This window comes from Comamonas koreensis, from assembly GCF_021026195.1.
Taxonomy (GTDB): Bacteria; Pseudomonadota; Gammaproteobacteria; order Burkholderiales; family Burkholderiaceae_C; genus Comamonas; species Comamonas koreensis.
In genome coordinates, this window is sequence record NZ_JAJNCT010000009.1 from 206,173 (window position 1) to 230,717 (window position 24,545).

At 65.1% G+C, this 24,545-nt stretch carries 24 protein-coding genes; 11 read left to right on the top strand and 13 right to left on the bottom strand.

Features of this window, described 5'->3' with window-relative positions:
* Nucleotides 1–5: 5 nt before the first annotated feature.
* The 7 genes from narH to LPW39_RS08945 form a co-directional block, all read right to left on the bottom strand.
* On the bottom strand, nt 6–1,529 hold the full coding sequence (narH, locus tag LPW39_RS08915; RefSeq protein WP_230773718.1) for a nitrate reductase subunit beta: 1,524 nt from the start codon (nt 1,527–1,529) through the stop codon (nt 6–8).
* Complete coding sequence (locus tag LPW39_RS08920; protein WP_230773723.1) at nt 1,526–1,885, bottom strand: cupin domain-containing protein; 360 nt, start codon at nt 1,883–1,885, stop codon at nt 1,526–1,528. Before LPW39_RS08920 ends, narH begins: the two co-directional genes overlap by 4 nt.
* A 25-nt stretch (nt 1,886–1,910) precedes the next feature.
* Nucleotides 1,911–5,717 (bottom strand): nitrate reductase subunit alpha, encoded by a 3,807-nt coding sequence (locus LPW39_RS08925; RefSeq protein ID WP_230773728.1) that lies wholly within the window; start codon nt 5,715–5,717, stop codon nt 1,911–1,913.
* 39 nt (nt 5,718–5,756) lie between these two features.
* Nucleotides 5,757–7,193: an MFS transporter gene (locus LPW39_RS08930; protein WP_230773730.1), complete on the bottom strand. Its 1,437-nt coding sequence runs from the start codon at nt 7,191–7,193 to the stop codon at nt 5,757–5,759.
* A 34-nt stretch (nt 7,194–7,227) separates the two neighbouring features.
* Complete coding sequence (locus tag LPW39_RS08935) at nt 7,228–8,496, bottom strand: MFS transporter (protein ID WP_230773731.1); 1,269 nt, start codon at nt 8,494–8,496, stop codon at nt 7,228–7,230.
* Nucleotides 8,497–8,701: 205 nt separating this feature from the next.
* Entirely contained in the window at nt 8,702–9,901 is a 1,200-nt protein-coding gene (locus LPW39_RS08940; RefSeq protein ID WP_230773737.1) for a threonine ammonia-lyase, read from the bottom strand.
* 91 nt (nt 9,902–9,992) lie between these two features.
* Entirely contained in the window at nt 9,993–10,658 is a 666-nt protein-coding gene (locus LPW39_RS08945) for a TenA family protein (protein WP_230773738.1), read from the bottom strand.
* Between the two features lie 123 nt (nt 10,659–10,781).
* Between LPW39_RS08945 and LPW39_RS08950 the strand changes: the two genes are divergently transcribed.
* From LPW39_RS08950 to LPW39_RS08965, 4 genes are all read left to right on the top strand, one after another.
* Nucleotides 10,782–11,147 carry a RidA family protein gene (locus LPW39_RS08950; RefSeq protein WP_230773740.1) on the top strand — a complete coding sequence of 122 codons (366 nt, stop codon included), beginning with the start codon at nt 10,782–10,784 and terminating at the stop codon, nt 11,145–11,147.
* A gap of 223 nt (nt 11,148–11,370) precedes the next feature.
* Nucleotides 11,371–12,678: a C4-dicarboxylate transporter DctA gene (locus LPW39_RS08955; protein WP_230773741.1), complete on the top strand. Its 1,308-nt coding sequence runs from the start codon at nt 11,371–11,373 to the stop codon at nt 12,676–12,678.
* A gap of 4 nt (nt 12,679–12,682) precedes the next feature.
* On the top strand, nt 12,683–13,369 hold the full coding sequence (locus tag LPW39_RS08960; RefSeq protein WP_133856750.1) for a GntR family transcriptional regulator: 687 nt from the start codon (nt 12,683–12,685) through the stop codon (nt 13,367–13,369).
* Complete coding sequence (locus LPW39_RS08965) at nt 13,369–13,995, top strand: pseudouridine synthase (RefSeq protein ID WP_407928817.1); 627 nt, start codon at nt 13,369–13,371, stop codon at nt 13,993–13,995. Before LPW39_RS08960 ends, LPW39_RS08965 begins: the two co-directional genes overlap by 1 nt.
* A 19-nt stretch (nt 13,996–14,014) precedes the next feature.
* Here the strand turns inward: LPW39_RS08965 and LPW39_RS08970 are convergent, their stop codons facing one another.
* Complete coding sequence (locus tag LPW39_RS08970; protein WP_230773742.1) at nt 14,015–15,181, bottom strand: hypothetical protein; 1,167 nt, start codon at nt 15,179–15,181, stop codon at nt 14,015–14,017.
* Between the two features lie 178 nt (nt 15,182–15,359).
* On the opposite strand from LPW39_RS08970, the gene LPW39_RS08975 reads away from it, so the two are divergent.
* The 3 genes from LPW39_RS08975 (at nt 15,360) to LPW39_RS08985 (ending at nt 17,002) form a co-directional block, all read left to right on the top strand.
* Nucleotides 15,360–16,031: an ankyrin repeat domain-containing protein gene (locus LPW39_RS08975; RefSeq protein WP_407928818.1), complete on the top strand. Its 672-nt coding sequence runs from the start codon at nt 15,360–15,362 to the stop codon at nt 16,029–16,031.
* 294 nt (nt 16,032–16,325) lie between these two features.
* Nucleotides 16,326–16,535, top strand: a complete 210-nt coding sequence (locus LPW39_RS08980) for a hypothetical protein (protein WP_230774304.1) — start codon at nt 16,326–16,328, stop codon at nt 16,533–16,535.
* Between the two features lie 110 nt (nt 16,536–16,645).
* Nucleotides 16,646–17,002, top strand: a complete 357-nt coding sequence (locus LPW39_RS08985; RefSeq protein ID WP_230773743.1) for an RNA recognition motif domain-containing protein — start codon at nt 16,646–16,648, stop codon at nt 17,000–17,002.
* 109 nt (nt 17,003–17,111) lie between these two features.
* On the opposite strand, the gene LPW39_RS08990 is transcribed toward LPW39_RS08985, so the two are convergent.
* Complete coding sequence (locus LPW39_RS08990; RefSeq protein ID WP_230773744.1) at nt 17,112–18,047, bottom strand: LysR family transcriptional regulator; 936 nt, start codon at nt 18,045–18,047, stop codon at nt 17,112–17,114.
* A 116-nt stretch (nt 18,048–18,163) separates the two neighbouring features.
* Here LPW39_RS08990 and LPW39_RS08995 point away from each other — a divergent pair, with 116 nt between their 5' ends.
* The 3 genes from LPW39_RS08995 to LPW39_RS09005 all read left to right on the top strand — a co-directional run bounded on the left by LPW39_RS08995 (nt 18,164) and on the right by LPW39_RS09005 (nt 20,893).
* Nucleotides 18,164–18,943, top strand: coding sequence for an SDR family oxidoreductase (locus tag LPW39_RS08995; RefSeq protein ID WP_230773747.1), 780 nt, complete (start codon nt 18,164–18,166; stop codon nt 18,941–18,943).
* 44 nt (nt 18,944–18,987) lie between these two features.
* Nucleotides 18,988–19,257 carry a hypothetical protein gene (locus LPW39_RS09000; RefSeq protein WP_230773749.1) on the top strand — a complete coding sequence of 90 codons (270 nt, stop codon included), beginning with the start codon at nt 18,988–18,990 and terminating at the stop codon, nt 19,255–19,257.
* Nucleotides 19,258–19,531: 274 nt separating this feature from the next.
* A complete protein-coding gene (locus LPW39_RS09005; protein ID WP_230773750.1) occupies nt 19,532–20,893 on the top strand; it encodes a glycerophosphodiester phosphodiesterase family protein in 1,362 nt (453 codons plus the stop codon).
* Between the two features lie 73 nt (nt 20,894–20,966).
* Here LPW39_RS09005 and LPW39_RS09010 read toward each other — a convergent pair whose 3' ends face one another.
* From LPW39_RS09010 to LPW39_RS09020, 3 genes are all read right to left on the bottom strand, one after another.
* Nucleotides 20,967–21,656 (bottom strand): amino acid ABC transporter permease, encoded by a 690-nt coding sequence (locus LPW39_RS09010; protein ID WP_230773755.1) that lies wholly within the window; start codon nt 21,654–21,656, stop codon nt 20,967–20,969.
* Nucleotides 21,653–22,420, bottom strand: a complete 768-nt coding sequence (locus LPW39_RS09015; protein WP_230773760.1) for an amino acid ABC transporter permease — start codon at nt 22,418–22,420, stop codon at nt 21,653–21,655. Before LPW39_RS09015 ends, LPW39_RS09010 begins: the two co-directional genes overlap by 4 nt.
* A 66-nt stretch (nt 22,421–22,486) precedes the next feature.
* Nucleotides 22,487–23,311: an ABC transporter substrate-binding protein gene (locus LPW39_RS09020; RefSeq protein WP_407928819.1), complete on the bottom strand. Its 825-nt coding sequence runs from the start codon at nt 23,309–23,311 to the stop codon at nt 22,487–22,489.
* A 238-nt stretch (nt 23,312–23,549) separates the two neighbouring features.
* Here LPW39_RS09020 and LPW39_RS09025 point away from each other — a divergent pair, with 238 nt between their 5' ends.
* Complete coding sequence (locus LPW39_RS09025; protein WP_230773766.1) at nt 23,550–24,155, top strand: DUF4304 domain-containing protein; 606 nt, start codon at nt 23,550–23,552, stop codon at nt 24,153–24,155.
* A gap of 38 nt (nt 24,156–24,193) precedes the next feature.
* Here the strand turns inward: LPW39_RS09025 and LPW39_RS09030 are convergent, their stop codons facing one another.
* Nucleotides 24,194–24,463, bottom strand: a complete 270-nt coding sequence (locus LPW39_RS09030) for a helix-turn-helix domain-containing protein (protein ID WP_230773768.1) — start codon at nt 24,461–24,463, stop codon at nt 24,194–24,196.
* Nucleotides 24,464–24,545: the final 82 nt, after the last annotated feature.

Sequence of the window (24,545 nt, forward strand, 5' to 3'; positions counted from 1 at the left end):
TCTCCTCACAGGCTGGCCTGGATCGGGATGGTGCGTTTTTTCTCGCTGCCGAACAGGCTGGTGTCGGTCACGCCTTCGCTGCAACCGTTGCCAAACGAGAAGCCGCAGCCGCCGCGCACATTGAAGGCGTTCTCGGCGTATTCGCGGTGCGTGGTGGGGATCACAAAGCGGTCTTCGTAATTGGCAATGGCCATGATCCGGTACATCTCCTCGGCCTCGGCCACCGTCAACTCGGCTTGCTGCAGAGCGGCCTCATTAGGCACACCATCGACATGCTTGCCGCGCTGGTAGGCGCGCATGGCCAGCATGCGCTCCAGCGCACGCACCACCGGCACCGTGTCGCCTGCGGTGAGCAGGTTGGCCAGGTACTTGACGGGGATGCGCAGCTGGTTCACATCGGGCAGCTCGCCATTGGCGCTCACATGGCCGGCCTGGGCGGCGGCGGTGATGGGCGACAGCGGCGGCACATACCAGACCATCGGCAAGGTGCGGTACTCAGGGTGCAGCGGCAGGGCCACCTGCCAGTCCACCGCCATCTTGTAGACGGGGCTGTTGCGGGCCGCGATCAGCCAGGCCTCGGGGATGCCATCGGCCCGCGCCTGGGCGATCACCGCCGGGTCGTTGGGGTCGAGGAAGATGTCGAGCTGGGCCTGGTACAGGTCCTTGTCCTGGGTGACACTGGCCGCTTCTTCAATGCGGTCTGCGTCATACAGCAGCACACCCAGATAGCGGATGCGGCCAACGCAGGTTTCGGAGCAGACCGTGGGCTGGCCCGCCTCGATGCGCGGGTAGCAGAAGATGCACTTCTCGGCCTTGCCGCTTTTCCAGTTGTAGTAGATCTTCTTGTAGGGGCAGCCCGAGACGCACATGCGCCAGCCACGGCATTTGTCCTGGTCGATCAGCACAATGCCGTCTTCCTCGCGCTTGTAGATCGAGCCGCTGGGGCAGCTGGCCACGCAGGCGGGGTTGAGGCAGTGCTCGCACAGGCGCGGCAGGTACATCATGAAGGTGTTCTCGAACTGGCCGTAGATGTCCTTTTGCACCTCGTCGAAGTTCACGTCCTTGCTGCGCTTGCTGAACTCGCCGCCCAGGATCTCTTCCCAGTTCGGGCCCCAGACGATCTTGTCCATGCGCTGGCCGGTGATCAGGCTGCGCGGCCGGGCCGTGGGCGCGGCCTTCATCTCCTTGGCGGTTTGCAGGTGCTCGTAGTCGAAGGTAAAGGGCTCGTAGTAGTCGTCGATCTCGGGCAGATTGGGGTTGGCGAAGATCTTCATCAACAGCTGCCATTTGCCGCCCTGGCGTGGCGCGATGGAGCCATCGGCCTTGCGGACCCAGCCACCGTTCCAGCGGTCCTGGTTTTCCCATTCCTTGGGGTAGCCGATGCCCGGTTTGGTCTCGACGTTGTTGAACCAGGCGTACTCGACGCCGGGGCGGTTGGTCCAGACGTTCTTGCAGGTGACGCTGCAGGTATGGCAGCCGATGCATTTGTCCAGGTTCAGGACCATGCCGATTTGTGCGCGAACCTTCATGTTGGGTTCTCCGTGGGGGTTGTTGTGGGGGTCGGTGCGAAAAGCATGACCAGGGCCGAGGCGGCCTCCTGGGCATGCACAGCGTGGGGCTCGCCCGCGGCGATATGGCAGAAGTCACCCGGCGCCATGGCCAGCTGGCGGCCCATGGTCTCGAAGAGGAAACGACCTTCGATGCACTGGATCACCATGCGCTCGGGCACCTGGTGGCTGTGAAGGCGCTGGCCGGCCTGCAGCACCAGGCGGAAGATCTGCAGACCGGGATCGCGCACCAAGGTGTACGAGCTCGCCTCGCCCAGCGCGGCCGCCAGGGGCCGCGCCGAGAAGATGGCGCCAGCAGGGGTGTGGATCAGTGCCATGGCGGGAACTCCTTCTGCGCGGCGCTCAGGGGTTCTCGCCCTGGGCCTGGTAGGCGGCGGCCAGGTGGTCATCGCGCGGCGTGTCCAGCCAGTCCACCTTGGCCATCTTGCGCACCACGACGAACTCATCGCGGTTGGTGCCGATGGTGCCGTAGTAGTTGAAGCCGTAGCTGTACTGCGCGTAGCCGCCGATCATGTGCGTGGGTTTGAGCACGATCCGCGTGACCGAGTTGTGGATACCGCCGCGCACGCCAGTGATCTCGCTGCCGGGCGTGTTGATGATCTTCTCCTGCGCGTGGTACATCATCACCATGCCGGGCTTGACCCGCTGGCTGACGACCGCCCGCACGGCCACTGCGCCGTTGAGGTTGAACATCTCCATCCAGTCGTTGTCCTCGATGCCGGCGCGCTGGGCGTCCTCCTCGCTGATCCAGGCCACCGGCCCGCCCCGGTTGAGCGTGAGCATCAACAGGTTGTCGGTATAGGTGCTGTGGATACCCCATTTCTGGTGCGGCGTGATGAAGTTCAGCTGGATCTCGGGGTGGCCATTGGGCTTGATGCCCTGCATGCCGGCCGTGGCCTTCATGTCCACCGGCGGACGGTAGCTGGAGAAGCCCTCGCCAAAGGCCACCATCCAGGGGTGGTCCTGGTAGAACTGCTGGCGGCCGGTGAGGGTGCGCCATGGAATCAGCTCATGCACATTGGTGTAGCCGGCGTTGTAGCTGACCGTCTCGCTCTCGATACCGCTCCAGGTGGGCGAGCTGATGATCTTGCGCGGCTGCGCCTGGATGTCGCGGTAGCGGATCTTCTCGTCCTCGCGGTAGATCGCCAAGTGCTTGTGCTCGCGGCCGGTGAACTTCTCCAGTGCCTCCCAGGCCTTCACCGCCACATGGCCGTTGGTCTCGGGGGCCAGCTGCAGGATGACTTCGCAGGCATCGATGTCGCTGACGATGCGCGGGCGCCCTTCGGTCACGCCGGGCTCGGTGGTCAGGCCATTCAACTGGCCCAGCTGCTCGACCTCGGTGCCGGTCTGCCAGCCAATGCCCTTGCCGCCATTGCCCAGCTTGTCCATCAGCGGGCCCAGTGCGGTAAAGCGCTTGTAGGTGTTGGGGTAGTCACGCTCCACCACGGTGACCTGCGGCGCGGTCTTGCCGGGGATCAGCTCGCACTCGCCCTTTTTCCACTCGGCCACGCCATAGGGCTGGGCCAGCTCGGCAGGGGTGTCGTGCATCAGCGGGGTCAGCACGGTGTCGCGCTCCACGCCCAGGTGGCCTACGCAGACCTCGCTGAAGGACTTGGCAAAGCCCTTGTAGATTTCCCAGTCCGAGCGCGATTCCCACACCGGATCGACCGCTGCCGACAGCGGGTGGATGAAGGGATGCATGTCGCTGGTGTTGAGGTCGTTCTTCTCGTACCAGCTGGCCGTGGGCAGCACGATGTCCGAGTACAGACAGGTGGTGCTCATGCGGAAGTCCAGGGTGACCAGCAGATCGAGCTTGCCCTGGGGCGCATCGGCATGCCAGGTCACCTCTTCGGGCTTGGCGTCATCCGGGCCCAGGTCCTTGCCCTGCACGCCGTTGTCGGTGCCCAGCAGGTGCTTGCAGAAGTACTCATGGCCCTTGCCGCTGGAGCCCAGCAGGTTGCTGCGCCAGACAAACAGGTTGCGCGGCCAGTTTTCGGGCGCATCGGGGTCTTCGCAGCTCATCGTCAGGCTGCCGCTTTGCAGGCCCTGGGCCACATAGTCGCGCGGCGCCAGGTTGGCGGCATCGGCGGCGGCCGCTATCGACAAGGGGTTGGTCTTGAGCTGCGGCGCGCTGGGCAGCCAGCCCATGCGCTCGGCGCGCACGTTGTAGTCGATCATGCTGCCGCCATACTGGCTGCGGTCGGCCAGCGGGCTGACGATCTCTTCAAGGCCGAGCTTCTCGTAGCGCCACTGGTCGGTGTGGGCGTAGAAGAAGCTGGTCGAGTTCTGCTGGCGTGGTGGGCGTGCCCAGTCCAGTGCAAAGGCCAGCGCGGTCCAGCCGGTCTGTGGGCGCAGCTTTTCCTGGCCCACATAGTGCGACCAGCCGCCGCCGCTTTGGCCCACGCAGCCGCAGAGCATCAGCAGGTTGATGACCCCCCGGTAGTTCATGTCGCAGTGGTACCAGTGGTTCATCGCCGCGCCGATGATGACCATGGACTTGCCCTTGGTCTTGTCGGCATTGGCGGCAAACTCGCGCGCCACCATCGTGATCTGCTCGCGCGGCACGCCGGTGATGCTCTCGGCCCAGGCGGGCGTGTAGGCGGCATCGTCGTCATAGCTGGCAGCGCCGCTGCCCAGCCCCCGGTTGATGCCGTATTGCGCGGCCTGCAGGTCGAACACGGTGGCCACCAGGGCCTCGTGGTATTCGCCATCGCTGCCCAGGCGCAGGCGCACGGCCGGCACCTTGGCGCGGCTCACATCGCCTTGCTGTTCGTTGGCGGTGAAGTGCGGCGTGGCAATGCCGCCAAAGTACGGAAAGCCCACATCCACAATCTCATGGGCCTGGCTGCCGTCTTCCAGCACCGAGAGCTTGAGGGTGACCTCGTCGCCATGGCGCGCTTCCTTGGACTCCAGGTTCCACTTGCCCGCGTCGTCGCGGCCCTCGGCACCCCAGCGAAAGCCGATGGAGCCATGGGGCAGCACGGCACGGCCCTGGCTGTCAAAGGCCATGGTCTTCCACTCGGGGTTGTTGTCCTGGCCGAGCTTGCCGTTGAAATCGTTGGCGCGCAGGTAGCGGCCGGGCACCTGCACCACGCTGCCATCGGCCAGGGTCTTGCTCTCGAGCAGCACCAGCATCGGCAGGTCAGTGAAGCGGCGTGCGTAGTCGTCAAAGTATTCGCTGCGCTTGTCGAAGTAGAACTCCTTGAACGCCACATGGCCCATGGCCATCGCCAGCGCCGCATCGGTGCCCTGCTTGGGGTGCAGCCAGACATCGGAGAGCTTGGCCACCTCGCTGTAGTCGGGGGTAACGGCCACAGTCTTGGCGCCCTTGTAGCGCACCTCGGTGAAGAAGTGGGCATCGGGCGTGCGCGTCTGCGGCACGTTCGAGCCCCAGGCGATGATGTAGCTGCTGTTGTACCAGTCGGCCGATTCGGGCACGTCGGTCTGCTCGCCCCAGACCTGGGGGCTGGCCGGCGGCAGGTCGCAGTACCAGTCGTAAAAGCTCATGCAGACGCCGCCGATCAGGCTCAGGTAGCGGCTGCCGGCCGCGTAGCTGACCATGCTCATCGCCGGGATCGGCGAGAAGCCGATGATGCGGTCCGGCCCGTGCTGCTTGATGGTGTAGACATTGGCAGCGGCCACCAGCTGGTTGACCTCGTCCCAGGTGGAGCGCACAAAGCCGCCCAGGCCACGCACCTGCTGGTAGTCGCGGCGTGCAGCATCGTCCTGCGCAATCAAGGCCCAGGCATCGACCGGCGTCCTGGCGACCTTGAGCGCTGCGCGCCAGCGCTCCAGCAAGCGACCGCGCACCATTGGGTACTTGACCCGGTTGGCGCTGTACAGATACCAGCTGTAGCTGGCGCCCCGGGCGCAGCCACGCGGCTCATGGTTGGGCATGTCCCAGCGGGTGCGCGGGTAGTCGGTCTGCTGGGTTTCCCAGGTGACGATGCCGCCTTTGACATAGATCTTCCAGGAGCAGGAGCCCGTGCAGTTGACGCCATGCGTGCTGCGCACGATCTTGTCATGCGCCCAGCGGGCGCGGTAGGCGTCTTCCCAGGTGCGGTCTTCGCCGGTGGTGCGGCCGTGGCCGCCGGCAAAACTCTCCTTGGGCAGGCGAAAGTGGGTGAGTCGGTCGAGGAAATGGCTCATAACAGTTCTCTTTCTCGTGGGGTCCAGGTCCGGAGACCTTTAGCAGGGCATCGCGGCGTTGCGGCGGGCATAGCACCACCAGGTCACCACGGCGCACAGCAGATAGAAGGCAGAAAAGACCCACAGCGCGGCCTCGGGCCCGCCGGTGGATGCGATCGAGCTGCCATAGCTCTTGGGAATGAAAAAGCCCCCGTAGGCGCCCAGCGCACCGGCAAAGCCGACGGCGGCGGCGCCCAGCACATTGCCTTCCTTGAGGGCGGCGGCCTGCGAGGCCGCATCCTTGCCGGCGCCTTGTGTGGCCAGCTGGTTGAAGATCACGGGGATCATGCGGAAGGTCGATCCGTTGCCGATGCCGGTGGTGACAAACAGCACCAGGAACATCAGAAAGAAGCCGGTGAAGCTGCCCGCCTGCGGCCCCAAGGCCAGCGCGTAGCTGCCCGTGCCCTTGGGCAGAAACCACAGCACGCCCAGCACGGCCAGCGCCATCACCAGAAAGTTCCAGAACGTGACCACGCCGCCACCGACCTTGTCGGCCAGCCAGCCACCAAAGGGGCGCACCAGCGCGCCCACCAGCGGGCCCAGCCAGGCGTAGGCCAGCGGATTGACCTCGGGGAACAGGCCCTTGATGAGCAGCGGAAAGCCGGCGGCAAAGCCGATGAAGGAGCCAAAGGTGCCCAGGTAGAGCACACACATGATCCAGTTGTGGGGCTGCACAAAGATGGCAGCCTGCGCGGCCACCGAGGCCTTGGCATCGGCCACGTCATTCATCGTGAACCAGGCCACCACCGAGGTCAGCGCAATCCAGGGCACCCAGATGAAGGCGGCGTTCTGCATCCAGACCTTGACCTGCACACCGCCCTGGGTGATGGTTTGCGGCTCACCGCCAAAGATACCCAGCAGGCCCACGGTGACGACGATGGGGCTCAGGAACTGCACCACCGACACGCCCAGGTTGCCCAGGCCGGCATTCACGCCCAGCGCCGAGCCCTTGCGGTCCTTGGGAAAGAAGTAGCTGATGTTGGCCATGCTGGAGCTGAAATTGCCCCCGCCCAGGCCGCACAGCAGGGCCAGGATCAGCATAGTCGGGTATGGCGTGGCGGGGTCCTGCACGGCAATGCCGATGCCGATCGCAGGGATCAGCAGGCTGGCAGTGGAGATCGCCGTCCAGCGCCGGCCGCCCACCAGCGGCACCATGAAGGAGTAGAAGATGCGCAAGGTGGCACCTGACAGCGCAGGCGCGGCCGCCAGCCAGAACAGCTGGTTGGTGGAGTACTGAAAGCCCAGGCCCGGCAGGCTGACGGCCACCACGCTCCAGACCTGCCAGACGGCAAAGGCCAGGAACAGGGCCGGCACGGAGATCCAGAGGTTGAGCTTGGCGATGGCCTCGCCTTCCTTCTCCCAGAAGGCCTTGTCTTCCGGGGTCCAGATCTTCAAGGTGCTGCCGCGGCGCGGCGCAGAGGGGGTGTTGGTTTTCATGGAGAGTCTTTCCAGGGGAAATCGATGGCGGCTGTCAGGCCTTGCGGCCAGCGGCAGCGCCCATCACATCGGTGCGGCGCACCTCGGTCCAGTACATCCAGATCAGCGAGACCCAGACCACGCCATAGAGCAGCATGAAAGCGCTGGAGCGCACGCCCGTCAGATCGAGCAGCAGGCCGAACAGGATGGGCAGCACAAAGCCGCCCAGGCCACCGGCCAGGCCCACGATGCCGCTGATGGCACCGATGTTGTCGGGGTAGTCGTTGCCGATGTACTTGAAGACGCTGGCCTTGCCAAACGCAAAGGCCACGCCCAGCACGCCCATCAGCGCGGTGAAGCTGTAGACGTTCAGGCCCAGGTGGAAGGTCTTGGGGCCGTTGACGGTGGCAATGGTGAAATCGGTCTGCGGGTAGCTGAGCAGGAACAGGCAGATCCAGCTCACCCACATCACCCACCAGGTGACCTTGTGGGCGCCGTATTTGTCGGACAGCACACCGCCAATGGCGCGCAGCACGCCGCCGGGCAGCGAGAAGCAGGCCGCCAGCAAGGCAGCCACCCGGATGTCCAGGCCGTACTCGCCCACGTAGTACTGCACCATCCACAGCGCCAGCGCCACATAGCCGCCAAAGACGATGCTGTAGTACTGGCAGTACTTGAGCACGCGCGGGTCCTTCAAGGCCTGCAGCTGGTCGACAAAGCGGACATTGCTGGCCACCAGGTGGCGCGGGTCGTGCGCGCTGAACAGCCAGAACAGCACCACGGTGCCAGCCAGAATGGCCGCATAGACCTGGGGCACCAGTGCCCAGCCGCCCGCCACCAACAGGACCGGGGCCAGAAACTTGTTGACGGCCGAGCCCGAGTTGCCCGCGCCATAGACGCCCATGGCCATGCCCTGGCGCTGCTGGGGGAACCAGCGCGCCACATAGGGCGTGCCCACCGAGAACGAGCCCCCCGCCAGGCCGACAAACAGGCCGATGACGAGAAACTGCCAGTACTGCGTGGCGTATGCCATGAGCCAGACGGCCGGCACGGTGACCGCCATCAACAGGGTCATCACGTTGCGGCCGCCAAAGCGGTCCGTCCAGATGCCCAGCGGCACCCGCACCAGCGAGCCCGAGAGCACTGGCATGGCGGTGAGCAGGCCGAACTCGGTCGCGTTCAGGCCCAGTTGCTGCTTGAGCGGGATGCCGATGACGCCGAACATCATCCACACCATGAAGCAGACGGTGAAGGCCAGGGTGCTGACGGCGAGCACGCTCCAGGCCTGGCGCGAGACAGCGGGAGGGGCAGTGGCGGAATCCATGGTGGGGCAGATGTTGTTGGTCTACCCCTACTGTCCTGCGCCAGCGCGCAGCGCACCATCCACCGGTTAGCGCATCAGGCCGCGCCGGAAGAACGATGGCCTGCGCCCTGCCATCGTTCTGAAGAACTACGCCGCCACTTTTCTCGGCAGCGCCTGATGTGCATCAAACCGGCCCTGCGGCCGGGCCGGCATGATGCCCGGTTGCTCAGGCCAGATCGACCTGCATGCCGACGGCGCGCAGCTTGTCCACCACCTCGTCGATGTGCGCCTTGCTGCGGGTCTGCAGCACGATGTCGATCTCGGTGTTCTGCGCGGCCAGCTTGGTGAAGGCACGCTGGTGGTGCACCTCTTCGATGTTGGCCCCCGCCTCGGCCACGATGGCGGTGATGCGTGCGAGCATGCCGGGCACATCGCGCGAGCTGATGCGCAGGCGCGCCAGCCGGCCCGAGCGCACCATGCCGCGCTGGATGATGGAGGCCAGCAGCAGCGGATCGATATTGCCGCCCGACAGCACCAGGCCCACCTTCTGGCCCCGGAAGCGCTCGGGGTAGCGCAGCAGCGCCGCCAGGCCCACCGAGCCAGCCCCTTCAACCAGGGTCTTTTCAATCTCCAGCAGCATCAGCACGGCCTGCTCGATATCGCTCTCTTCGACCAGCACCAGGTCATCGACGGTGCGGGCCACGATCTCGCGGGTGATCATGCCGGCCGTGGCCACGGCAATGCCTTCGGCCATCGTCGATACGCCGACGGGCAGATCCTGGTGCTGCACCGCATTGACCATGCTGGGAAAACGCGAGGTCTGCACGCCCACCACCTGGATGCCGGGCTTGACGGCCTTGGCCGCCGTGGCCATGCCGGCGATCAGGCCACCGCCGCCCACGGCCACCAGCAAGGTGTCCAGATCGGGCTGGTCTTCCAGCATCTCCAGCGCCAAGGTGCCCTGGCCGGCTGCAATGTCGGCATCGTCAAAGGGGTGCACAAACACCAGCTTTTGCGCGTCGGCCATCGCATAGGCATGGGCGCGGGCCTCTTCCAGGGTGTCGCCATGCAGCACCACCTCGGCACCAAAGCTGCGCGTGCGCTCGACCTTGACGCCCGGCGTGAAGCGCGGCATCACGATCACCGCCCGCACACCCAGCTGCTGCGCATGGTAGGCCACGCCCTGGGCATGGTTGCCCGCGCTCATCGCAATCACGCCCCGTGCGCGCTGCTCAGCATCGAGCTGCATCAGCTTGTTGCAGGCACCGCGCTCCTTGAAGGCCGCCGTGAACTGCAGGTTCTCGAACTTGAGGTAGACCTTGGCGCCCACGATCTGGGACAGGGTGTGGGAGTACAGGCAGGGTGTGCGTTCGACCTTGCCTTGGATGCGCTGCGCGGCATTGCGGATGTCTTGGATGCTGAGCATGGGATGACTCGCTGAAGGGATGGGGTGCCGCCCGGCCAGGGGCTGGCTGTTGTCATGGAATGTCTCGTCGTCTCGATGGCTAGCGCGGCGTTCAGTCGGCGCTGGGCGGCTGGTAGACATGGTCAAAAAAGGCCTGCTCCAGCGCTACGGCGCGGCTGAAATAATCGGCCGCCTCGGCGCGTGCATCGGGGTCGATGCTCTCGCCCATGCGGTCGAGCTCAGCGCGCAGCCAGCCCACAAAATCGCGGAAGAAGTCGTTGGCATGCAGGCTGATCCATTCTGCATGCACAAAGCGTGGCGGCAAGGTCTGGCCGGGCTGGTCAAAGCCATCCAGGTACAGGCCTTCGGCCACGCAGAGCACGGCCAGGCAGTTGGCGTACTTCTGGCTGCGCGCAGCCTGCCCCATCAGCGCCTGGAACTGCACGGTCGGCAGCGTCAGCGGCGGCGTCTCGCGCTCCTGCGCGGGCACCTGCAGCTCGTCCAAGCTGCGCTGGAAATAGGTGTTCTCGTCGCTGGTGATCATCGCCGCAAACTGCGCCAGCCGCACGCGCGGCGCAAAGCTGTCGGCACTGGCGATGGCCGCGCCCAGCAGCGCCACGAACTGGTTGATGAACTGGTAGTCCTGCACCAGGTAGCGGCGCAGCACCGCATCGTCCAGGCTGCCGGCCCGCATCTCGTCAATGAAGCGGTGGTGGATGCAGGCATCCCAAACGGGCTGGTTCAGCGCTTGGAGCGCATCGGAAAAACGGTCGGTCATGGTGGGCGGCAGAGGCTGCAACGGCGAAGAGGGCCATTGTGCCGCAACAGCCTTGTGCCTGCGCACCGCCCCTGTGATGCGCTATGATTTTTGCGTATCCCCCTCCGTTACCGAAAGACGAGCATGACCTCTGCCATCGACCGCCGCCACGTCGGCGCCCGCCTGTCCGAAACCGCCATCCACAACGGTACCGTCTACCTGGCCGGCCAGATCCCCGAGAACAACCCCGGGGCCGATATCGTCACCCAGACCCAGGAAGTGCTGGGCCATATCGACCGCCTGCTGGGCGAGGCCGGATCGAGCAAGGCCAGCATCCTGCAGTGCCAGATCTACCTGACCGACATCACCGAGATCGGCCAGATGAACAGCGTCTGGGACGCCTGGGTGGCCCCCGGCCATACGCCGCCCCGCGCCACCGTGCAGGCCACCTTGGGCAATCCCGATTACAAGATCGAAGTGGTGGTGGTCGCCGCCGTCGAAAAGGCCTGATCGCCCCCGCACGGCCCTGCCCGGGGCCGTTGCAAAATGCTACATTCCTTGCATACAAAGCCTGTTTTGCATCTTGCATGGCAGGCTTTTTGCTTCTGTCTCCCAGGTCGCACAAGTCGGTGAACACTCACGGGTAATCCCTGTTCACTGGATGCTCTGTGCTTGGGTACATTTTTGCATACAAGAAATTTATAACTTGTATACAAACTCAAAAGGAATGCGTATGCGTCGCTTTGTCAGATCGCTGTTCGGGCAGGTGGTGGTGGCTCTCATCATCGGGGTCATCGTCGGCCTGATGGCGCCGGAATGGGCCGTCAAACTCAAGCCTTTGGGCGATGGTTTCATCAAGCTCATCAAGATGATCATCCCGGTGCTGGTGTTCTGCGTGGTGGTGCATGGCATTGCCGGGGCGGGCGACCTCAAGCGCGTGGGCCGGGTCGGCGTCAAGGCGCTGATCTACTTCGAGGTGCTCACCACCATTGCACTGGTTCTGGGCCTGGTGCTGGCCTTTGTGTTCCAACCTGGTGCAGGCATGAACGTGGACCCGAGCAAGCTCGATGCCTCGGCAATGAGCGCTTACGCCAGCAATGCCGACAAGCTGACCAGCGGCGGCACGGTCGACTTCCTGATGAAGCTGATCCCCACCACCGTGGTGCAGGCCTTTGCCACCGGCGATGTGCTGCAGGTGCTGCTGTTTGCCGTGCTGTTTGGCTGCGGCCTGACGATGCTGGGCGAGCGCGGCGCGCCGGTCAGCCTGTTGATCGACACCCTCTCGCATGTGCTGTTCAAGGTGATGGGCATCATCATCAAGCTGGCGCCGCTGGGCGTGCTGGGCGCGATCGCCTTTACCGTCGGCCAGTACGGCGTGGGCTCGCTCAAGCAGCTGGGCATGCTGGTGCTGCTGTTCTATGTGGCGGTCGCCTTCTTCGTGTTTGTCGTGCTGGGTTTTGCGATGCGCGTCTCGGGCTTCAGCCTGATCAAGCTGCTGCGCTACCTGCGTGAAGAGCTGATGGTCGTCTTCGCCACCACCTCGTCCGACAGCGTGCTGCCCCAGATCATGGCCAAGCTGCGCCACCTGGGCATCCGCGACTCCACCGTCGGCCTGGTGATCCCCACCGGCTACTCCTTCAACCTGGATGCGTTCTCGATCTACATCACGTTGGCAGCGGTCTTCATCGCACAGGCCACCAACACGCCGATCTCGATGACCGATCTGCTGACCATCCTGGCCATTGCGCTGGTCACCTCCAAGGGCGCGCATGGCGTGCCGGGCTCGGCGATCGTGGTGCTGGCCGCCACCTTGCATGCCATCCCCGCGATCCCGGCGATTGGCCTGGTGCTGGTGCTGTCGGTGGACTGGTTCATGGGCATTGCCCGTGCGCTGGGCAACCTGATCGGCAACTGCGTGGCAACCGTGGCGATTGCGTCGTGGGAGGGCGATATCGACCGCGAACGGGCCCATAAGGTGCTCAATGGTGAGAAGCTGCCGCAAGACACGGCACAATCGGAGCTGTCCACACCCCACGCCTGAGCCCATGACTGCTGTCAGCCCCACCACCATCGCCGAACGCGTCGTCGAAGCCATCCTCGCGCAAAAGCTGTCGCCGGGAGAGCGCCTGGGAGAGCAGGCGCTGGCAGACAACTTCTCGGTCAGCCGCACCTTGGTGCGTGAGGCGCTGATGCAGCTGCAGGCGCGCGGCTTTGTGCAGGTGCAGCCGCGCCGGGGCTGGTATGTGGTGCAGCCCAGTGCCGAGGAGGCGCGCGACGCCTTTGCCGCCCGCCGCATCATCGAGGCCGGCATTCTGGAGACCTCGGGCCGGCCGATGCAGCAGGTGATCCGCCAGCTGCGCCTGCATATCGATGAGGAGCAGCGCGCGATCCAGGGGGCCGATGCCGCCACGCGCGCCTTTCTGCTGGCCGATTTCCATGTCTGCCTGGCCGAGAACATGGGCCACCGCCTGCTGGCCGATACCCTGCGCGACCTGACCGCCCGCACCACGCTGGCCGCGACGCTCTACCAGTCCGACCACAGCGCCGAGCAGTCCTGCGCCGACCACGCCAGCATTGTCGAAGCACTGGAGCGCGGCGACGCCGAGCAGGCCCGCGCGCTGATGCTGGCCCATATCGGCAATGTGGAAGAGGCGCTGGAGACCACGCCCCCGCCCCCGGAGACCGCGCCCGGCGAGCGACTGCGTGCCACCTTGAGCCCCGTGCAACGCTGATGCCCGAGCCACGCATGCGGCCGCGCAAGAGCGGCGGGCCGGTCAGATTCCTCAAGCCCTCCAGGCCCGCCGCCCCGGCCGGTCCGCCACGGCTCTTGGGTTTTCACAAGCCCTATGGCGTCGTCAGCCAGTTCACACCCGAGGGGCGCTGGCAAGGCCTCAAGGACTTTATCGATGTGCCCGGCGTCTATGTCGCGGGCCGGCTGGATGGCGACAGCGAAGGCCTGCTGCTGCTGACCAATGATGGCCAGCTGCAGGCCCGCATTACCGACCCGCGCCACAAGATGGCCAAGACCTACTGGGTGCAGGTCGAAGGCATCCCCGACGCCGCGGCCTTGCAGCAGCTGCGCGATGGCGTCAACCTGAAAGACGGCAGGACCCTGCCCGCCCAGGTGCGCATGCTCGACCCGCAGCCCGCGATGTGGCCACGCCACCCGCCGATCCGCGTGCGCCAGAGCGTGCCCGATTGCTGGATCGAGCTCATCATCCGCGAAGGCCGCAACCGCCAGGTGCGGCGCATGACGGCCGCCGTCGGTCATCCCACCCTGCGCCTGGTGCGCATGGCCATTGGCCCCTACACGCTCGATGGCCTGGAGCCCGGGCAGTGGACGGATCTGGCGCTGTAAAAAGCCGCCGCGCCCAGCATCAATGCGCCAGCAGCGGCAATTCGTTCAAAGCCTCTTGCCCCGAGGGCAAGGCCACCGCCTGCCAGCCGCCGCGCTGGGGCCAGGGCCGGTAGTGCGCCGGCGGCAATAGCTCTACCTGCAGGATCTGCCCTTGCAACTGCGCGCCCAGCGCCTGCAAGGCCTGGCTGCGCTGCTGCGCGCAGGCCTGCATCTGTGCCCACTGCGCGCGCCGCGCGGCCGCGCTGAGGGCCGCTATCGCACTGGGGGCTGGCAGGCATTGCGCCGCCACCAACCAGCGCAGGGCGCTGGGGTCACCCGCGCCCAGCTGCTGCAGTTGCTGCGCATAGCGCTGCAGCCCCTCCGGGTCCAGGCGGCCTGCCAATTGGATGTCGAGCACATCGCCTTGCAGCCGGTAGCGCGCCGGCAGGGCGGCGGTCCAGTGGCTGGTGCCGTGGCGGCTGCGCATGCTGGCACGGATGCGGCGGCTGCCTTGCACCAGCAAGGGCTGCACCAGCTCCAGCAAGGCGGCATCGCGCAGGCGCGCCTGCTCGGGGTGGCTGGCGGGCGCCAGCTGGATCCGCAGCGGCTGGCTGTCATACCCGCGCCATTGCAGGCCCCAGGCCTGCAGCCCGGCCCGGTCTGGCGCCAGCAGGCCGATTGCCAGCATGGCCGGCACAAAGGCGATCGCCGCCCAGACCCACCATTCGGGCGACATGCGGCGCGCATTCCAGGCCTGGCCCTGGCGCAACAGCGACCAGCCGGTGCTCAGCTGCCCCAGCAGCCACACGGCCACCAGCACCACCAGGGCGCCAGCCAGGCCTGTGCCCATCTGCACCATCTCGGCCGGGTGCAGGCTGTCGGGCAGCAGGAACAACACCATCCAGCCGCAGGCCGTGGCCACCAGGGCTGCCAGCATCGCGTAAAACGGCAGCCACACCGGCGTGCGCAGCCGCCCGTCCTCCATCAGCAAGCCTGGATCGCGCAGCGCACGCCGCCCTTCCAGCATCCAGCCGATACGGCCCACTTGCGACAGCAGCACAAACACCAGCCCGCCTGCGGCCACTGCGATCAGCAGCGGCAGCCACAGCCAGAACAGCAGCACGCCCAGCGCCAGCAAGACCAGCCCGCCCAGCAGCAGCAGCGCCACATGGCCGCGCTGCTGCTTTCGCTTGTTTTTCCCGCCCATTCGTCTCTGCACTCCCCTTGTCTCCCATCTCCATTGGCCTTCAACATTCTTGTGCAAGAATGGCCTTTCGCACCCGTAAATCCTTCAAGACCAGCTATGGTTTTGGGAGTATATGAAGCTGAGGGGATGGACACGGCTGCCATACCCCCGTTCTAAGAACCTGTTCAAAGGAGACCCCATGCGCCCCTTGCTCAGCCTCTGCCTTGGCCTGGCCTTTCAACTGACGCAGCCCGCTGCCCACGCACAGAACATGACCACGCTCGCCCTGCACCAGGCAGCGGCTGCCAACAACGGCAGCCGCATCCAGCAACTGCTGCAAAACGGAGGCGCCAGCGCCATCGATGCGCGCGATGCCCAGGGCCGCACGCCGCTGCTGGTGGCCACACAGAGCAACCAGGTAGCAGCGGCCAAGGCCTTGATCGAGGCCGGTGCCGATGTGAATGCCAAGGACAACATCGAAGACAGTCCCTACCTCTATGCCGGCGCACGCGGCCACCAGGAGATCCTGCAGATGACCCTGGCCCATGGCGCCGACCTGCGCAGCACCAACCGCTATGGCGGCACCGCGCTGATCCCGGCGGCCGAGCGTGGCCATGTCGAGACGGTGCGCACCCTCATCAACGCCGGCGTCGATGTCAACCATGTCAACCGCCTGGGCTGGACGGCGCTGATGGAGGCCATCATCCTCAGCGATGGCGGCCCGCGCCACCAGCAGATCCTGCAAATGCTGATCGATGCCAAGGCCGATGTGAACCTGGCCGACAAAGACGGCGTGACGCCGCTGGCCCATGCCCGCCAGCGCGGCTACAGCGCGATGGTGGAGACGCTGACGGCCGCTGGCGCGCGCTGAGGCAGCCCAGCCCAGCGTGCGTTGGTGGGACGGTAGCCATGTCTGCTTTATGTAATAAAACAATAAAAACTGGCTTTTTTATAACCGTTGCTATATAGTGGATCGCTTGGAGATGCCGTGCCCCATGGGCCAGCCTCTCTTTACCGCAGCTGGCCAGTAGTGCTACAGCCGCGTTCCTGGCGACATTCGCCTGGTTGGTCTGTAGAGCAGCAGACAACCGATGACCTCCCCGCTCACACAGGCGGCCACAGCCTGTGCCCCTGATTGATCCCCATTTCCAAGACTTTTATTGCCATCGGGAAGTACGTCGTTTCCCCCTCGACCCACCCGGCCCCCAACGGACGCTTCGGCGCGTCCTTCTCCGTTCAGCGATCCGGAGGCAACGGCAGCTATTGCCGCGTGTTCCGCTTCGACAAGACATTCGCCACTGCAGAAGCAGCACGCATCTTTGCCGTGACCCAGGGCTGGCTCCAATCGTCGATGCCCAAGCCTCCCGTCTGTTGATGGCCCGGTAGCAACCCCTCCATTCCCCCCTTTGCGATGCAACGCCGATCCCGGCGCTTGCATTCCACCCCTGCGCTGCGTGGCGCAACCTCTTTGAGAAAGGCTCTGACATGAGCAACAAAATCTATGTGGGCAACCTGCCCTACTCGGTGACCGATTCCAACCTCCACGACAACTTCTCCGAATTCGGCGCCGTGAACTCGGCCAAGGTCATGATGGACCGCGAAACCGGCCGCTCCAAGGGCTTTGGCTTTGTCGAAATGGCCTCTGCCGAAGTGGCCCAGGCGGCGATCAATGCTCTCAATGGCATGTCGGTGGACGGACGCCAGATCGTCGTCAACCTGGCCCGCCCGCGTGAAGCATCCCGTGGCGCCGGTGGTGGTGGCTATGGCGATTCCGGCTATCGCTCCAGCGGCCGCTCCGATGTGGGCTATGGCAATGGCGGCTACGGCGGTGGCCGTAACTGAGCGCATCGCATCCTTAAGACCCGGCTGCCCTAGCCGGCGCCCTTCGGGTTGGATCAACCCCGGTCCCCCGCAAGAGCCTCTCAACGCCCATGGCGTGAGAGGCTCTTTGTCATGGCGGCAACGCGGCAGCCGCCGTGCCAGGCGCAATCGCCCCGGCCTGCACCAGCAGCTGCTCGATCCAGTCGATGAACACCCGCACCCGGCGCGACAGATGCGCGCGGTGCAGGTAGAGCACATGCACCGGCAGCGCAGGCGGTGGGTAGGCCTGCAGCACCTCTACCAGCTCGCCCGATTGCAGATGGTCCTGCACGTCATAGCGCGGAATCTGGATCAGCCCCAGGCCTGCCAGCGCGCAGGCGATATAGCTCTCCACATGGTTGGCCCCCACGGCACCGGGCAGGACCCTACTGTGCTCGGCCCCGCCCTCCAGCCATTCCCAGGCGGCAGCGCGCCCGGTGGTGGGCGAGTTGTAGTGCACGCTCTGGTGGCCGGCCAACTCCGCCGGGCTTTGCGGACGGCCATGCCGGGCCAGGTAGGCCGGGCTGGCGCAGTTGATCAATTCCATGCTGCCCAGCGACTTGGCCACCAGCGAGCTGCCAGCCAGCGGGCCCACGCGCAGGACGCAGTCGATGTGCTCCTGCACCAGGTCCACCGCCCGGTCGCTGGAGCCCAAATCCACCTCCAGCCCCGGGTGCTGCGCCAGCAGCGCCGGCAAGGCGGGCGCCACGATCAGCCGCGCCACGCGGCTGGGCACATCAATACGCAAGCGCCCTGCCACCGCATGCGCCTGCGGGCGAAAGCGCTGCTCCAGATCCTGCATCTCATCGACCAGGCTGCTGGCACGGTCGACCAGCGCCTGGCCATCCAGGGTCAGCGCCACCTTGCGCGTGGTGCGGTGGAGCAGGCGCGTGCCCAACCGGGCCTCCAGCTGCTGCACCGCCAGCGACACCGTGGGCCGGGGCAGCGCCAGCTGGTCAGCGGCCTGCGAAAAGCTGCCAGTGGCGGCCACGCGCAAGAAGATGCGCAGCAGGTCAACGCGGTCCATGCCAAACCTGCAGCGCAGCCATTGTTAGTAAATCATGGATAAACATGGAATAAATTCTATATTTATCTTTGTTTTATGACCAATTACGCTGAACAGCTCATCCCAAGGAGCTTTTCATGTCCAACCCCAAGCACAGCATCCAAGGCAAAACCGCTCTGATCGCCGGTGGTGCCAAGAACCTCGGTGGCCTGCTGGCCACCGACCTCGTCCACCATGGCGCCAAGGCCGTCGCCATCCACTACAACAGCGCTGCGAGCAAGGCCGATGCGCTCAAGACCGTGGCAGCGCTGGAAAAGATGGGCGCCACCGCCATCGCCTTGCAAGGCGACCTGAGCACAGCCTCGGCGGTGAAGAAGCTGTTTGCCGATGCGGTGGCCGCTGTGGGCCGCCCCGACATCGCCATCAACACCGTCGGCAAGGTGCTGAAAAAGCCGATGTCCGAGATCAGTGAAGCCGAATTCGACGAGATGGACGCGGTCAACAACAAGGCTGCGTTCTTCTTTCTGAAAGAGGCCGGCAAGCATGTGAACGATGGCGGCAAGATCTGCACCCTGGTCACCTCGCTGCTGGGCGCGTTCACGCCGTTTTATTCGTCCTACGCGGGCACCAAGGCGCCTGTGGAGCACTACACCCGCGCAGCGGCCAAGGAGCTGGGCGCGCGGGGCATCTCGGTCACCGCCGTGGGGCCCGGCCCCATGGACACGCCCTTCTTCTACGGCCAGGAAAGCGCCGATGCCCAGGCTTACCACAAGAGCGCGGCGGCGCTGTCGCCGTTCAGCCAGACGGGCCTGACCGACATCGAAGACGTGGTGCCCTTTGTGCGCCACCTGGTGAGCGATGGCTGGTGGATCACCGGGCAGACGATTCTGATCAACGGCGGCTATACGACAAAATAAGCCTTCGGAGGGCCGCGCCCTCCGGCCACTACAAGGAGTTGCCCATGCATATGCTCTTGGTCATGCTGACCGGCCTGCTGCTGTTGGCCGTCTTTGCCCTGCTGGGCAAGCTCTGGGGCGCCGATGCGGACAGCATCATGCTGGCCGCCAAATATTTCATCCCGGTCTGGCTGGGCGTGGCGCTGGTCAATATGTGGGTAGGCGTGCACAAGGCCGGCTATACCGTTGCGCAGGAGCTGCCGATCTTGCTCGTCAACTTTGCCGTGCCTGCGGCGCTGGCGCTGGGCCTGGTATGGTGGCTGGGCCGCGCCTGATGGGCGATTGGACAGAACACCACAGTTGCCGCACTGCAGCATCGAAAACACTGGGCCCGCCACCGGGCTTGCACTACGCTGGTGCGCTGGATGCGGATGCCTGCGGCAACCGGTGGTGGACGGCCCTACAGAAGCTTTCAACGGCCGACAAGGGGCCGGCACACCTCGCCTGTTGTGAGCCGTAGACGCGTGCTTTACATTGTCACAGCGCCGTCACACCGTCCCCGCAGCATCCTTCCACTTGCTGATTCACCAACCCTGGGGACAACGGACGATGACAACACACCAACCCACATTTCGCCTGGCTGCGCTGGGCTCTGCCCTGTGCGGCGCACTGCTGCTGACCGCCTGTGGCGGCGGCGATGATGATCCCAGCTTCAAGACCCTGGACGGCAAGCAGCCCCAGGTGATCGCGCACCGTGGCTACTCCGGCATGTACCCCGAGCAGACCCGCATGGCCTACGAAAAAGCCGCAGACGCCGGCGCCGACATGCTGGAGCTGGACATGCACATGACGCGTGACTGCCAGCTGGTGGCACGCCACAACGCCTGGCTGAGCGACAGCACCAATATCGCCGATGTAGCCAAGACCAACTCCGCCGTGGCAGCCCGCAAGCGCACCACGCCTGGCGTGCTGGTCGATGTGAAATACCCCGCCATTCCAGCCAACGGCCCCAGCAAGTATCTGACCGACCTGGTCGAGCCCGGCAACCAGAAGTCGGTGCTCAAAGCCCTGATCGTTGACGGCGAAGACCACACCAACGACTGGTCGATCAGCGACTTCACGATGCAGGAAATGCGCGACTGGATCGCCGGTACCACCTTGGACAACCGCGCTGACCGCCCCACCGAGTGGAACGGCAAGCTGCCGCTGATCAGCGCCCAGGATGTGATCGACATCGCAGCAGCCAAGGGCAAGTCGCTGGGCCGCACCATCCCCGTCTACGCCGAAACCAAGAACCCCTACTGGAACAACCAGCAGGCGATTGCCAATGGTTGCGGCAGCGGCAACCACCCGTTTGAAGATGCCGTGATGGCGCTGCTCGAGAAGAACAAGCTCAACAGCAAGGACTCGGCCATCTACATCCAGAGCTTTGACCCCGAGAGCCTGAAGTACCTGCGCAAGGCCGGCATGAAGGCCAAGGGCGTGCAGCTGATCGATGGCAATGACTTCGACCTGAAGGACGGCTCGATGGTCTACATCACCACCGATGAATGGACCTTCATCAGCGGCCGCCCCTTCAGCTGGACCCTGGCTGGCGATGCCCGCACCTTTGCCGCCATGCAGACCCCTGCCGGCCTGGCCGAGATCAAGACCTATGCCGACGGCATCGGCCCCTGGAAGCCACAGATCCTGGCCCATTCCGTCGTGCCCTACAAGGAAGGCGCAGGCTTGAAGGACGTCAACACCCTCAAGGACACGGGCCTGATCGCCAACGCCCACAAGGCTGGCCTGATCGTGCACAGCTTCACCTTCCGCGACGAAGCGGGCCGCCTGGCCGGCATCTACAAGGGTGACCCGGTGCAAGAGTTCCTGGCCTACTACCGCCTGGGCATCGACGGCGTGTTCACCGACTTCACCCCCACCGGTGTGAAGGCTCGCGATGCCTACATCGCCGAGCTGAAGAACCAGTAATCGCAGCGCTGCAGCGCTCACCCCGAAAAGGACGCCTGGCGTCCTTTTTTCATGCCCGCATCAGCGTGCCAACTCAGCGTGCGAAATGCGGTTGGCTGCGCCGCGCCACGGCCCAGGCCAGCAGGTTGAGCGCCGAGCACATCAGCCAGTAGATGGCGCCCACCAGCAGGAACACCTCGGCCGGGTGCACCATCAGCCGCGCATTGACCTGGGTGGACAGAAAGGACAGCTCGCCCACGCCGACGATATAGGCCAGCGAGCTGTCCTTGATCAGGGTCACCCACTGGTTCACGAACGAGGGCAGCATCACCGCCAGCGCCTGGGGCAGGATGAGGCTGCGCAGCACCTGCCAGCGCGTCAGGCCCAGCGCAGCGCCGGCATCCCACTGGCCCGGCGCAATCGCCTGCAGGCCGGCGGCCACGCCATGGGCCAGGTAGGCGCCACTGACCAGCGACAGCGCGCACACCACCGAGAAGCTGCCCGGCACATCGATCCGGAACAGCACCGGCAGCAAGAAATAAATCCAGAAGATCAGCAGCAGCACCGGAATGGCACGCAGAAAGCCCAGTACCACCCGCAGGCACTGCAAGGCCCGGCCCCGCCCCATCACCAGCGCAATGCCCAGCGCCAGCCCCAGCAATGCAGACAGCACGCCGGAGACGGCACTCAGGATCAGGCTCAGCAGCGCGCCGCCCGGCGGTCCGTCAGGGAAAGTGCCCAGCAGCAGGTAGCGCCAGTCATCGCTCAGAGCAGCAAAGTTCATGCGCGCCGCAGCTCCACCCGGCCCCAGCGGCGGCGCTGGGCCAGGTGCTGGCTGAGCAGCTCCAGCCCGATGATCAGCACGATGTAGAGCAAGGTAGTGATGCCATAGACCTGGAAGGACTGGAAGGTCTCGGCCTCCGCCTGGCGCGCCCGGTACGAGAGCTCGGCCAGGCCAATGGCCATGCCCAGCGAGGTGTTCTTGACGATGTTCATGTACTGGCCCATCAGCGGCGACACCACGCGCGCCAGCGCCTGGGGCAGCACGATATGGCGCAGCAATTGCCAGCCATCCATGCCCAGCGAGCGCGCCGCCTGGCTCTGGCTGGCGGGCACGCTGTTGATGCCGGCGCGTACCTCTTCGCCCACGTAGGCGGTGGCATAGAACACCATGCCGATGCAGGCCGAGAGGAACTCCAGCGACGGCCAGCCCAGGCTGAGCGGGCCCAGCGCCAGGCTGTGCGCCTGGTTGAGCCAGGCCATCCACGCGGGCGGCAGCAGGCTGGGCACGCCAAAGTACCAAAAGAACAGCTGCACCAGGAGCGGCGTATTGCGAAACACCGACAGGTAGCCCAGCGCCAGCCAGCGCAGCGGCGCCCAGGCCGCACTGCGCGCGACCGCAAAGGCTATGCCCAGCACCGTGGATGCCGCAATCACCAGCAGCGACGCCAGCACCGTGGTGCACCAGCCATCGAGCAGCCAGCGCCAGTACTTGGCCGCCAGCACATGCGGCCACAGTGGCTCCAGCCAGGACATCAAAAATTGCATAAATGCCAACGCCAAACGCACGCAGCCGCGTCTTGTCGGACGCGGGGCTGCGCAGCAGCTAGGTGCTTATTGCTTGTCGCCGATCTTGAAGTTGCGCACCAGCGGCGTCGCGCTTTGCGGCCCGAACCAGGTGTCGTAAATCTTGCCGGCCTGGCCGCTGGCCTCCAGCTCCTTCAGCGCGGTGTTGACGAAGTCGGTCAGCGCCGCCTCTCCCTTCGGAATGCCCACGCCAATGTAGTCACTGGAGATCGTGAACGCCGGCACCTCCCACTTGTCGCGCTCCTGCTTGTCCTTGATGGTGGCCAGCAGGCCGACCAGCTTGGGGCCGTCTTGCGAGATGGCCTGCACATTGCCATTGCGCAGCGCGGTGAACGCAAACGGGGTGTCGTCATAGGCCACCAAGGTGGCCTGCGGGTGCTTCTCGCGCAGCACGATCTCGTTGGTGGTGCCCTTGTCCACGCCGATGCGCAACTGGTTCAGCTGCTCGGGCGAGGTCAGCGTGCCCTTGGCGGCAATGAACTGGGTGCCCGAGGCAAAGTAGGGAACGCTGAAGCCCACCTGCTTGGCACGCTCGTCGGTGATCGTGAAATTGGCCAGCACCAGATCGACCTTGTTCGACAGCAGCAGCGGCACGCGGTTGGCCGGGTTGGTCGGCACCAGCTGCAGCTTGACCCCCAGGCGCTGCGCAAAGGCCTGCGCATAGTCCACATCCAGGCCCACGATCTTGCGGGTCTTGGGATCGACAAAACCAAACGGTGGATTGGCATCAAAGGCTGCCACGCGCAGCACCCCTGCCTGCTTGATGTCCTGCAGGCGATCCGCCCACACCGCCCCCGATGCCAGTGCCGCCACTGCAGCGGTCGCCACCATCGTCCATACCTTGTTTTTCATAGCTATGCTTTCTGAGATCCCAGACCAGGGCACCATGCCCTTGCCAGCGAAACCTTGACTGAGGCCCAGTGTAGAAATGCATAGCGTCGTCAGGCAACGACGATTTAATTCAATCGATATGTAGATTTCGCATGTAGCGATCGACGACAAAGCAAGCCATCCCGAACCGTTTATAAGCAGGGAAGCGCGGCGGACCCCCGGTCTGCGCCTTCCACCCGATTAGCCACCAGCCACTGCCATGGACCGTAAAACGATTACCAGCGAACTGCGTGCGCAGTTCTTTCCGCTGCTGCAGGCCGCCGGCTTTGTGCGCCAAGGCGATATCGCCCGGCGTGTGCTGGACGGTGGCGTGGTGCACATCTTAGAGATCCAGCACCGCCCGCGCAGCGCGGTGTTCCAGGTCAACCTGGGGGCCCATCTGTTGGCGCTGGGCGATGTGGCTGGCGGCACCCTGCCCGCGCCGCAAACCATGCGCGACCATGACTGCGCCTGGCGCGGCTCGGTCATCGCCGGCTTTCGCAACGCCACAGACGCCGAGTTGGCCTACGGCGCCAGCGCACAGGATGCGGCCGAATCGGTGGCCTTTCTGGTGTCGGAATGGCAGCGGCAATCCCAGGCCTTTTTTGCGCCCTTCAACGACTACCCCGCATCGTTTTTAGCCGCCGCCCGGCAGGCCGCGCAGGACGCGGAGCGGCACCCCGCCCACCTGCTCACCTGGGCCCGGGTGGCCACCCTATTGGGTGAGGTTGCACTGGCTCAGTCCATCGCCCAGGCAGCGCTGCCCCGGGTGCCGGAGCGCGCTACTTCGCTGCGTGCGCATCTGGAGGCGGTTCTGGCGGGTTAAGGGTTGGAATAGACGCCGAGCAGCTCGTCAACCGCGCTTTACCAATCATCCAGTGACCGGAGTTCAGAGCCGGCATAGTCGCGCGGTTCCGGGTGTGACCGCAGTACCAGGTCGACGCCCAGAACGCTCAGGAGTTTCATCAAGCGCTCAGCGCTGACCGCCTGGGGATTGCGTTCCATCGCAGAGACCGTCTGCTGGGTCACCCCCATGCGCATGGCCACATCTGCCTGGGTGAGCTTCGCCGCCTTGCGAAAAGCGCTCAGAAATATCGGTAGTTGGCGGCTGGTTTGGACGATAAATTCATCCATGCGTGCTCCCCATTCACAGTAACTCAGGAGCAGCTATTGTGAGGCCACAACCCATAGGCTGTATTTCGCGAATACAAGTCTT

Coding starts and splice junctions, on each gene's coding strand:
- narH (WP_230773718.1), bottom strand. CDS start 1,529: ATGAAGGTTCGCGCACAAATCGGCATGGTCCTGAACCTGGACAAATGC.
- LPW39_RS08920 (WP_230773723.1), bottom strand. CDS start 1,885: ATGGCACTGATCCACACCCCTGCTGGCGCCATCTTCTCGGCGCGGCCC.
- LPW39_RS08925 (WP_230773728.1), bottom strand. CDS start 5,717: ATGAGCCATTTCCTCGACCGACTCACCCACTTTCGCCTGCCCAAGGAG.
- LPW39_RS08930 (WP_230773730.1), bottom strand. CDS start 7,193: ATGAAAACCAACACCCCCTCTGCGCCGCGCCGCGGCAGCACCTTGAAG.
- LPW39_RS08935 (WP_230773731.1), bottom strand. CDS start 8,496: ATGGATTCCGCCACTGCCCCTCCCGCTGTCTCGCGCCAGGCCTGGAGC.
- LPW39_RS08940 (WP_230773737.1), bottom strand. CDS start 9,901: ATGCTCAGCATCCAAGACATCCGCAATGCCGCGCAGCGCATCCAAGGC.
- LPW39_RS08945 (WP_230773738.1), bottom strand. CDS start 10,658: ATGACCGACCGTTTTTCCGATGCGCTCCAAGCGCTGAACCAGCCCGTT.
- LPW39_RS08950 (WP_230773740.1), top strand. CDS start 10,782: ATGACCTCTGCCATCGACCGCCGCCACGTCGGCGCCCGCCTGTCCGAA.
- LPW39_RS08955 (WP_230773741.1), top strand. CDS start 11,371: ATGCGTCGCTTTGTCAGATCGCTGTTCGGGCAGGTGGTGGTGGCTCTC.
- LPW39_RS08960 (WP_133856750.1), top strand. CDS start 12,683: ATGACTGCTGTCAGCCCCACCACCATCGCCGAACGCGTCGTCGAAGCC.
- LPW39_RS08965 (WP_407928817.1), top strand. CDS start 13,369: ATGCCCGAGCCACGCATGCGGCCGCGCAAGAGCGGCGGGCCGGTCAGA.
- LPW39_RS08970 (WP_230773742.1), bottom strand. CDS start 15,181: ATGGGCGGGAAAAACAAGCGAAAGCAGCAGCGCGGCCATGTGGCGCTG.
- LPW39_RS08975 (WP_407928818.1), top strand. CDS start 15,360: ATGCGCCCCTTGCTCAGCCTCTGCCTTGGCCTGGCCTTTCAACTGACG.
- LPW39_RS08985 (WP_230773743.1), top strand. CDS start 16,646: ATGAGCAACAAAATCTATGTGGGCAACCTGCCCTACTCGGTGACCGAT.
- LPW39_RS08990 (WP_230773744.1), bottom strand. CDS start 18,047: ATGGACCGCGTTGACCTGCTGCGCATCTTCTTGCGCGTGGCCGCCACT.
- LPW39_RS08995 (WP_230773747.1), top strand. CDS start 18,164: ATGTCCAACCCCAAGCACAGCATCCAAGGCAAAACCGCTCTGATCGCC.
- LPW39_RS09000 (WP_230773749.1), top strand. CDS start 18,988: ATGCATATGCTCTTGGTCATGCTGACCGGCCTGCTGCTGTTGGCCGTC.
- LPW39_RS09005 (WP_230773750.1), top strand. CDS start 19,532: ATGACAACACACCAACCCACATTTCGCCTGGCTGCGCTGGGCTCTGCC.
- LPW39_RS09010 (WP_230773755.1), bottom strand. CDS start 21,656: ATGAACTTTGCTGCTCTGAGCGATGACTGGCGCTACCTGCTGCTGGGC.
- LPW39_RS09015 (WP_230773760.1), bottom strand. CDS start 22,420: ATGCAATTTTTGATGTCCTGGCTGGAGCCACTGTGGCCGCATGTGCTG.
- LPW39_RS09020 (WP_407928819.1), bottom strand. CDS start 23,311: ATGAAAAACAAGGTATGGACGATGGTGGCGACCGCTGCAGTGGCGGCA.
- LPW39_RS09025 (WP_230773766.1), top strand. CDS start 23,550: ATGGACCGTAAAACGATTACCAGCGAACTGCGTGCGCAGTTCTTTCCG.
- LPW39_RS09030 (WP_230773768.1), bottom strand. CDS start 24,463: ATGGATGAATTTATCGTCCAAACCAGCCGCCAACTACCGATATTTCTG.